We start from the raw sequence: 9,045 nt of genomic DNA, 5'->3' as shown, positions 1-9,045 counted from the left end.
TACCTCTACATAACGGGTTTCGCTCTTTCTTGGATTCAAATTATTCACAACTAAATTTATAAATCCTTTATAATCAAGACGTTAACTCAGTTATAATAAAATCCACTCTNANAATGAATAAAATAAATATTAATGAAATAGACTTCTTAATGTTATTTTTTATGTGCTGTGAAAACATATGAAAATGGCACCTCATTGATAAATTAGAAGTGCAAATTATATGGTGATCAACTTTTGACAAGTAACAAGATAAAGACAAAAAATGACAAAAATAGGACATATTTCTTATCAATGTGAAGTTTTGTTAATAGGGGTAAGGGTCGTTTTTCACATAGTATTAAAAAAATAACTATTACTGATAGATCTTGCTGAAAATGATTTGTATTTTTAAATTCAGTTTTATGCTTCGCTAATTGGTGTTCACAAAACTGATTGCATACCATACTCTTTTTTCTCTACATTGTCTTGGGTACGTATTTCTATTTCCGACATTATTCCCTGATCTAATTGTTCAGGTGTCGGAGCAGCTGTGCGCTTCGATTATTTGTGAGGATAACTTCACATAGTAATAGGTTTTATTCATATTTGAGAGTGGATTTTATTATAACTGAGTTAACGTCTTGATTATAAAGGATTTATAAATTTAGTTGTGAATAATTTGAATCCAAGAAAGAGCGAAACCCGTTATGTAGAGGTAAGGTGTTATGTAAGGGGCACTAATTGTAAAAGGTCGTATCTGGGCGAGCGATAGGTCGTAAAAAGGCAATACAAAGCAGCCTAAGTGGCTGCTTTTTGTTTTTAATAACTAAAAGCTTACTCGCGAGTTAGCTGGCAAGCTTAGCTTCAACTTGGCCTAAAGCGCGTTGGTACGTGAACCATGCGCAGGTTCCGGCGAACACGTTACCGATCATAGCACCCCAGAATAGGCCTTCAATTCCAGCAAGCTGAGAGCCAATCCATAAACAAGGTAAGAAGAAAGCGAACAGGCGCAATGCTGAAATGGTTAATGCGGTGTAAGACTTACCCAGGGCGTTCGAAACCGACACCATTAGCATGCAGATTCCCAGAGGACCAAGGCTGATTGGGACAATCATGAGGTGATAGTTGAGGATTGTGGTCACTTCACTGTCGCTCGTCATCAAACCTGCTAATCCGCTTGAGAATACCCTGGTAACAAGCGCAATTACGACTTGAAAGCCAAGCACAAAGGTTGCGGCAATCTTGATCAAGCTGCGAATATCAGTCAGGTTCTTTTCTCCCAACATGCGACCAACCATTGGCGGCATCGACATGGTCAATGCAAGCACCGCAACAATCGAGAAAAACTCAAAACGAGAACCCAGCGCCCAAGCCGCAACGGCAGCCGTACCGTAGCCTGCCAGCAGCTTAGTTGCCAACATAGAAGAAACTGGTGGTAGCAATTGACTTACCATCGCAGGCCCCATGATTTTGCCAATCGAGCGAACACTCTTGCCGATATCAAGATCGTGCCAGTCGAACGTCATCCAATGTTTCTTGGTTACTTTGGGCGCCACGATAAAGATGCCTGCACCGAATGCCAAAATCGTCGCAATCGCAGCACCATTGATACCCATGTCGAGCGTAAAGATGAAGATTGGGTCCAATATCAAGTTAATGATGCTGGTTGCGATCATCATTGAGCCGGGCAGCATAGTATTACCGTTGGCACGACACACACTGTAGTAAAAGTAGAGTAGCGCACCTGTCCAAGAGCTGATTAACCAATAGATCCAGTAAGAGTCAATGATCGGCAATACGCTTGTTGGCGCATCGAGTAGTTCTAAAATTGGGCCACGAAGCAGATAAATGATGACTGAAAAAAGTGCAACACTCACACTTCCCATTGCGATCACAAGCCCACCTAGCTGCTTAGCGTAGCGCATTTCGTTAGCACCAATTGCACGTGCAATGACTGCTGTGGTCGCGATGCCCAACCCGACTTGAATACCGATGATGATCATCTGGATAGGCAGTGTGAAGCCTTGAACAGCGAGCGGTAGTACACCTAGCTGACCAATGAAGGCACTGTCTACAAGTTGGAAGCTCATGAGAGAAAGCACCCCAAACAGCATTGGCCACGTCATGGTATAGAGTTGTCGGCCAAGCGAAGGCGAGGGAGTTGCGGTAGTAGAATTCATATTACTCTTTTTGGTCTTGAAGATAGACTCACAGCGGTAACGTCGAGCTGTGAAGAATTGTGTAAAGGATAACGTAAGGCCAGCACGATACCAATCATTGTTATCGGATCTCGTTATATTCCTTGACCTTGCAGTTGTTTGAATTGGCGCATTTTGTTCTGCGACTTTATGGAAGTGCATCTCAAACCTTATTTATTTTATAGGGTTATCCTTGATGGCTAATGTAATTATAAAATCCATAAACCGATATCGTGATAAGAAAAAGGATTACGAGTCCTACAATACAGAATGAATTGCGTATTGCAGAGAGAGCTAAGATATGTCGACCACAGAGCTTTATTAGAATAGTAAAAAACAAAAGCCAGTCGTAATGACTGGCTTTGTTCGTATTTCGATTAGGGAAAGTTACTTGCTAGCAACGTTGCCTAACTTCAACCATGTATCGATAACCGTATCTGGGTTTAGGGATACAGAGCTGATGCCTTGTTCCATTAACCATTCTGCTAGATCATCATGGTCAGATGGGCCTTGACCACAAATACCTACGTATTTACCCGCTTTGGTTGCTGCGTCGATAGCCATTTTTAGCATTGCTTTCACAGCTGGGTTACGCTCATCGAATAGGTGAGCAACATCACCAGAGTCACGGTCTAGACCAAGCGTTAGCTGAGTCATATCGTTTGATCCGATAGAGAATCCATCGAAGTACTTCAAGAACTCTTCAGCCAAAATCGCATTCGACGGCAGCTCACACATCATGATGACTTTCAGACCTTGGTCGCCACGGCGAAGGTCGAATTTAGCCAGAATGTCGATAACTGATGCTGCTTCACTTGGCGTGCGAACGAATGGAATCATGATTTCAACGTTCTTAAGGCCCATTTCGTTGCGAACACGTTTGATTGCTTGGGTCTCTAGCTCGAAACAGTCTTCGAATACTGGCGAGATGTAACGAGATGCACCACGGAAGCCCAGCATTGGGTTCTCTTCATGTGGTTCGAACTCTTTTCCGCCAACTAGGTTGCTGTACTCGTTAGACTTGAAGTCAGACATACGTACGATTACACGCTTAGGCCAGAATGCAGAAGCGATGGTCGCGATGCCCTCTGTTAGTTTGCCTACGTAGAAATCGATAGGATCTTTGTAACCACGGATACGCTGTGTGATTTCAGCTTTAAGCTCGTCAGACTGTGCGTCAAAGTTAAGCAGTGCCTTCGGGTGAATACCGATCATCTTGTTGATGATGAACTCGAGACGAGCAAGACCCACACCTTCATTTGGAATCTGCGCGAAATCGAAAGCACGATCTGGGTTACCCACGTTCATCATCACTTTAGTTGGTAGCAATGGTAGTTCATCAACCTCAGAACGTTTGATCTCGAACTCTAACTCACCTTGGTAGACATAACCGGTTTCACCTTCAGAACATGACACTGTTACGGTCGCACCATCTTCAAGGTTGCTTGTTGCGCTGCCACAGCCAACAATTGCAGGGATGCCCAGCTCACGAGCGATGATTGCAGCGTGACAAGTACGACCGCCACGGTTGGTAACAATCGCAGAGGCCTTCTTCATAACAGGCTCCCAATCTGGGTCTGTCATATCAGTTACTAGCACGTCGCCTTCTTGAACCAGTGACATTTGGTCTAGAGAGTCAACCAAACGAACTGGACCAGAGCCGATACGTTGACCGATAGCACGGCCTTCAACTAGTACATCTGCCTTGTTATTTAGCTCGTAACGCTCTATAACGTTTTGGTCGCTTTGAGAACATACCGTCTCTGGGCGAGCTTGAACGATGTAAAGCTTGCCATCGATGCCATCTTTCGCCCACTCAATGTCCATCGGACGTTGGTAGTGCTTCTCGATGATCATCGCTTGTTTTGCCAGCTCTTTGATCTCTTCGTCGTTCAGCGAGAACTGGTTACGCTCTTGCTCATCAGTATCAATGATGTCGACTTGCTTACCGATCTCTTGGTTGGTTGAGTAGATCATCTTGATCAACTTAGAACCAAAGGTCTTCTTCACGATAGGCTGGTGGCCTGCTTCTAACATAGGCTTGTGTACGTAGAACTCATCCGGGTTCACAGCACCTTGAACCACCATTTCACCTAAGCCCCAAGAAGAGGTGATGAATACGACTTGGTCGAAGCCTGACTCTGTATCAAGGGTGAACATCACACCTGAAGAGGCTTTGTCTGAACGAACCATGCGTTGGATACCCGCAGACAATGAAATGCCGCGGTGGTCAAAGCCTTGGTGTACACGGTAAGAGATAGCGCGGTCGTTAAACAGTGACGCATATACATGCTTAGTCGCTTCTAGTACCGCATCGATACCTTTCACGTTCAGGAAGGTCTCTTGCTGGCCTGCGAAAGAGGCATCTGGAAGGTCCTCTGCTGTTGCAGATGAACGTACAGCTACAGACAATTCTTCATTGTCTTCGATTAGCTCACGGTAGTTATCACGGATGTCTTGTTCTAGTGATTCTGGGAAAGGGGCATCTAGAACCCATTGTCGAATCGTTGCACCTGTCTTACGCAGAGCTTCAACGTCTTCAACATCAAGTTCGTCAAGTAATTGGTGAATGCGCTCATCAAGACCTTTGTAGTCAAGAAAGTCATTAAACGCATGAGAGGTGGTAGCAAAACCATTTGGTACAGAAACACCAGCATTGGATAGGTTAGAAACCATCTCGCCCAGTGAGGCGTTCTTACCGCCGACTTTGTCGACATCTTCCATGGATAGGCCATTGAACCATAGGGTATTATTTTGCATTTATTTCTCCAGAAACATAGCAAGCATTGTAGGGATTTAAAGGCAAACGATTACGTGTCAGTTTAAAAAATGTAAATTATTTTTAAAAGCTGTGGGGGACGTAATAGTCAGCAGGGTTTTGTTATATGTATTATGGTTACCATCCTACTCAAAATAATTTTAAACATTAAATAAAAAATGCAAATTGATATTCAAAGTCGTGATGTATTCTATGTTTCTGATGGAACGGCCATAACATGTGAGACTTTAGGGCATGTTGTTCTAGGTCAATTTCCCTTCAAAGCCAATGAGAAAACCTTTCCGTTTGTTGAAAGTGAGGACAAACTTTCTGATTTATTGAAAGAGATCGACACTTCGTATAGTGAGAGTGGCCAGCAACCTTTAGTGTTCTTTTCGATTGTGATTCCTGAAATCAAAGCTAAGTTGCTTGAAGCGCGAGCTCATTGCTATGACGTGCTAGAAAGCATTGTTCAGAAGGTACAAGATGACATCCATATGGCGCCGACTCCTAAACTGCAACGCTCACGTAGTGTAAACAAGGACTCGGTGAAGTATTTCGACCGTATTGCCGCAATTGAATACACACTTGCGCACGATGATGGCATTACGCTTAAAGGTCTAGAAGAAGCTGACATCATCTTACTGGGTGTGTCTCGAAGCGGTAAAACCCCAACCAGCTTGTATATGGCGATGCAATTTGGTCTACGCGTAGCGAACTATCCATTTATCCACGATGATTTGGTGCGATTAAAGCTGTTGCCTGAGTTTGAGATATACCGACATAAGTTGTTTGGTTTAACCATTGATGCGGAAAGATTGACTGAAATCCGCGAGAACCGTTTAGCGGGCAGTGAATACGCGAGTGACTCTCAGTGTCTGTATGAGCTGCAAACTGTGGAGGCGATGTTCCGCAGAGAAGCAGTGCCGTATATCAATACCTCATCGTTATCGGTTGAAGAAATTTCTACACGTATCCTAGAGCGAACTGGCTTGAGAAGGCGCCTGCTGTAGTAACAAGATATTGGGATAACAAAAGGCTTGGTCAGATAGAAATAATGGGCCGCTAAAAGAAAATCGAAGCTAACAGGATAGATACCTGAGAGCTTCGATTTTTTGTTTATGCTCGTTGCTATCGTACTAGCGAAGTAGGGACAGCTTCAGAGTTTCGCTTTGTTTCTCTAACCAACGTTCTAGCGTTGGTGGCCATGTGATGCTTGGCTCAACGCAGAAGCCACGCAGCATAGAGAAGTACACTGCTTGATCGATAAGAGGCAGCGAAGACTCACCTTTTTCTAAGTTCAGTAGCAGCTCTGCATCTTTTAGAAGCGGGTTAATCTGTTCAACAAATTGCGGTGTTTGCTCAATCAGCTTGTCGAAGTTGAGTTCTTCGGTTTCTTTGGCTGCGCGCCATGCTTCTTTGCTTGCTGGTGATTGGTACTCGGCAAGGTCCAGTTTCCACCAACGTGGTAGACCAATGCGCTGGCTTAGCGGGAATGCGCGAGTTTGGAACAGGGTCACTTGCGCTGATGGCTCACGCTGCTCGTCGCTAGATTTCAAATCCATGAAGTAAGCGATGATATCTAGGCTTTCAGCCATGATAGAGCCATCGTCTTTTTGTAATACAGGTACCATCTTTTTACCGATTAAATCGATAAGAGTTTGGGCATCATCATAATCCACAGAAACAAGTTCGATGTTTAAGTCTAGAGATTGAGCAATGTAGGCGACTCGTGCACAGAAAGGGCAGTGGTCATAAATATAAAGCTTCATAGCTTCCCTCAGTTCATGGTCATTGTGAGTATAAGGTGATGCTAATGTACCAGAAACTTCTGTAAACACTAAACATCAATAGAGAATACGTATTAACCGGCGATAAGTGCTTGGTGTCGTTACGCTTTGATTCATTCTATTGTCTGTCGGATTCGGCTTTGCTGCAATGACTAAACCTGTGGAGAGCTTGGCGGGGAGTAGCAGATATAAAAAAGGCCCTGGCAGTTCACTCTAATGCAGAAGATTAAAGCAGCCAAGGCCCTAATTTTGTTACCTTTAGCAGAGTGACTACTAAAAGAGCAGAGTGGTTAGACTATACTTTTTTAAGATCTTGCATTGGGTAAGTAAGCGGCACTGCGCCTTCTAATGTTGTAACGTGAACGTAGTAACCACCAGCACTTAGACCAGTTACTACCATTTCACCAAGTTCAACACCTTTTGTTGCTACAACGCGATCGTCAACTGAAAACACTTTACACACCTTTAATAAATTAAATAAATACGATAGATATCGAACGCGATTTAATCAGATAGTCCTTCAATCAACTAATCCGATTATTTGTCGTAAGGATTAAATTTAGTTATGCATAAACTGATACGTCAATAAAATCATAGTGTTAGCTTAGTGGTCTGTATTATTTATCTGCAGGATAAACGACACCAACCTGTTGACGCATCTTTGTAATTAACTTGGCAACGGTTAATGCGCGCTGTTTTGCATCGGTTTGTGTGGTGTGATCGCCACCAATGCAATTAGCAAAGGCTTGTGCTTCGTAACTCATTGAGTTTTCGCTTTGCACTTGAGTGAGATTTTCAATGCTGCCATCACGGTAGCGGACTTTAACGTCGGTGCATTCAGCGATGTGATCAATGATGATCGCACCTTGCTCACCTTGGATCTCACTTGGCGCATATGAGTCGCTCACCTTGGAGTGTGCAAGGGTCACGTCGAACTCGGGGTATTGGAAGATGGCACTGCCATGCGCATCGGCACCAGATTCCAGCAACTTTCCAGATGCCTGCGCATTTTCAGGTTCGCCAAACAGTGCTACCGTTGCTGTAACGCAATAGAAGCCGATGTCGACCAATGAGCCATTTGAGAAAGCCGGGTTAAAAGTGTTTGGGTTTTCACCATTTAAGTACTTCTGGTAACGCGATGAATACTGGCAGTAATTGATGTGCGCTTTATGTACCTTGCCGATTTTCTCGAGCCCAAGTTGGACTTGTTTAAAGTTAGGCAGGAATTGAGATTTGTACGCCTCAAACAGTACCACACCGTTTTTCTCAGCAACCTCAAACATGCGTGTTGCTTCAACGATGTTCGATGCAACAGGCTTCTCACAGATGACGTGCTTACCATGTTCCATCATCAGAATCGACTGCTCACAGTGCAGCGAATTCGGTGAGGCGATATACACCGCTTCAACCGTATTGTCGTTGGCTAACGCGTCGAGTGAGTTAAAGGTGGTTTCAACGCCAAACTCTTGTGCGAACTGTGCAGCGCTGTCTAGGTTTCGCGAATAAACGGCAGTCAACTGCATTGATTGCGATTCATGTGCAGCTTGAACGAATTTTTGTGTAATCCAATTGGTTCCAATTACAGCAAACTTAATCATAGTGGTATCCGATACTTAGGGTCTGCGAAGATAGTAGCACTCAAAGGTAGGTGTTGTGTTCGAGATTTGCGGAACAATTTCCTTAAACTTAGTGCCTAATATTGAAGGTAATCTTCTATCGAAGGGCTGAGTCGACCAGTGGAACGGTGCACATTTCAGGCATTTTTGCTAAGGTGTTATTGAATTCAAACAAGGTGATGATATGCAAATTCGGACTGCGAAGGTAACTGACATTAACGCGATTTTAGCGCTCTCTGATCAGATAAATCGTCAACATCATCTTGGCGCGCCTATGGTTTTCGCGCCGCCATCAAATAGCAATGCAGACAGTGAGGAGTACTGGCTGAGCTTAATGATTGACCCGGCTGGGGCTTTCTTTGTCGCTGTTGATCGGGATGAAGTACTTGGCTTTCTTGCGGGTCAGGTGACGCAGAACAAAGGCGTGAGCTTTATCCAGTCACATAAGGTAGCGAGAGTGAACACCATTGTGGTGAATGACCAAATTCATAGTAAAGGCGTAGGTCGATCATTGATGAAGTCATTCAATCAATGGGCGCAAGCTCAGGGGGCGATAGAGTTGAGATTAGAGGTGATGGAGTTTAATCAACAAGCTCAGAGTTTTTATGAGTCGCTAGGTATGGAGACTCAGTCTCGAATCATGTCGATGCGTTTTGAGGAGATATAAGGGTGCATCCGTTTTTACCGTTATCGCTATGCTTATT

Annotated in this window: 7 protein-coding genes; 2 read left to right on the top strand and 5 right to left on the bottom strand. The window is 44.0% G+C overall.

Features of this window, described 5'->3' with window-relative positions; all coding sequences use genetic code 11:
- Window positions 1–824: 824 nt before the first annotated feature.
- Together A3712_RS13555 and ppsA are read right to left on the bottom strand one after the other, a co-directional pair.
- Window positions 825–2,159 carry an MATE family efflux transporter gene (locus tag A3712_RS13555; RefSeq protein ID WP_063523884.1) on the bottom strand — a complete coding sequence of 445 codons (1,335 nt, stop codon included), beginning with the start codon at window positions 2,157–2,159 and terminating at the stop codon, window positions 825–827.
- A gap of 405 nt (window positions 2,160–2,564) precedes the next feature.
- A complete protein-coding gene (ppsA, locus tag A3712_RS13550) occupies window positions 2,565–4,937 on the bottom strand; it encodes a phosphoenolpyruvate synthase (RefSeq protein WP_063523883.1) in 2,373 nt (790 codons plus the stop codon).
- A gap of 177 nt (window positions 4,938–5,114) precedes the next feature.
- Here ppsA and ppsR point away from each other — a divergent pair, with 177 nt between their 5' ends.
- A complete protein-coding gene (ppsR, locus tag A3712_RS13545) occupies window positions 5,115–5,948 on the top strand; it encodes a posphoenolpyruvate synthetase regulatory kinase/phosphorylase PpsR (protein ID WP_063523882.1) in 834 nt (277 codons plus the stop codon).
- Window positions 5,949–6,074: 126 nt separating this feature from the next.
- Here the strand turns inward: ppsR and grxB are convergent, their stop codons facing one another.
- The 3 genes from grxB to A3712_RS13535 form a co-directional block, all read right to left on the bottom strand.
- Window positions 6,075–6,707, bottom strand: coding sequence for a glutaredoxin 2 (gene grxB / locus A3712_RS13540; RefSeq protein ID WP_063523892.1), 633 nt, complete (start codon window positions 6,705–6,707; stop codon window positions 6,075–6,077).
- Window positions 6,708–7,020: 313 nt separating this feature from the next.
- Window positions 7,021–7,179, bottom strand: coding sequence for a hypothetical protein (locus A3712_RS27800; protein WP_197465824.1), 159 nt, complete (start codon window positions 7,177–7,179; stop codon window positions 7,021–7,023).
- A 163-nt stretch (window positions 7,180–7,342) separates the two neighbouring features.
- A complete protein-coding gene (locus tag A3712_RS13535) occupies window positions 7,343–8,323 on the bottom strand; it encodes a Gfo/Idh/MocA family protein (protein WP_063523881.1) in 981 nt (326 codons plus the stop codon).
- A 202-nt stretch (window positions 8,324–8,525) separates the two neighbouring features.
- Here A3712_RS13535 and A3712_RS13530 point away from each other — a divergent pair, with 202 nt between their 5' ends.
- The gene (locus A3712_RS13530; RefSeq protein ID WP_063523880.1) at window positions 8,526–9,008 is read left to right on the top strand and encodes a GNAT family N-acetyltransferase; all 483 of its coding nucleotides are present in this window, start codon (window positions 8,526–8,528) and stop codon (window positions 9,006–9,008) included.
- Window positions 9,009–9,045 lie beyond the last annotated feature (37 nt).

Source organism: Vibrio sp. HI00D65 (assembly GCF_001635455.1).
In the GTDB taxonomy this organism is placed as follows: domain Bacteria; phylum Pseudomonadota; class Gammaproteobacteria; order Enterobacterales; family Vibrionaceae; genus Vibrio.
This window is presented reverse-complemented; position numbering and strand designations above follow the sequence as displayed.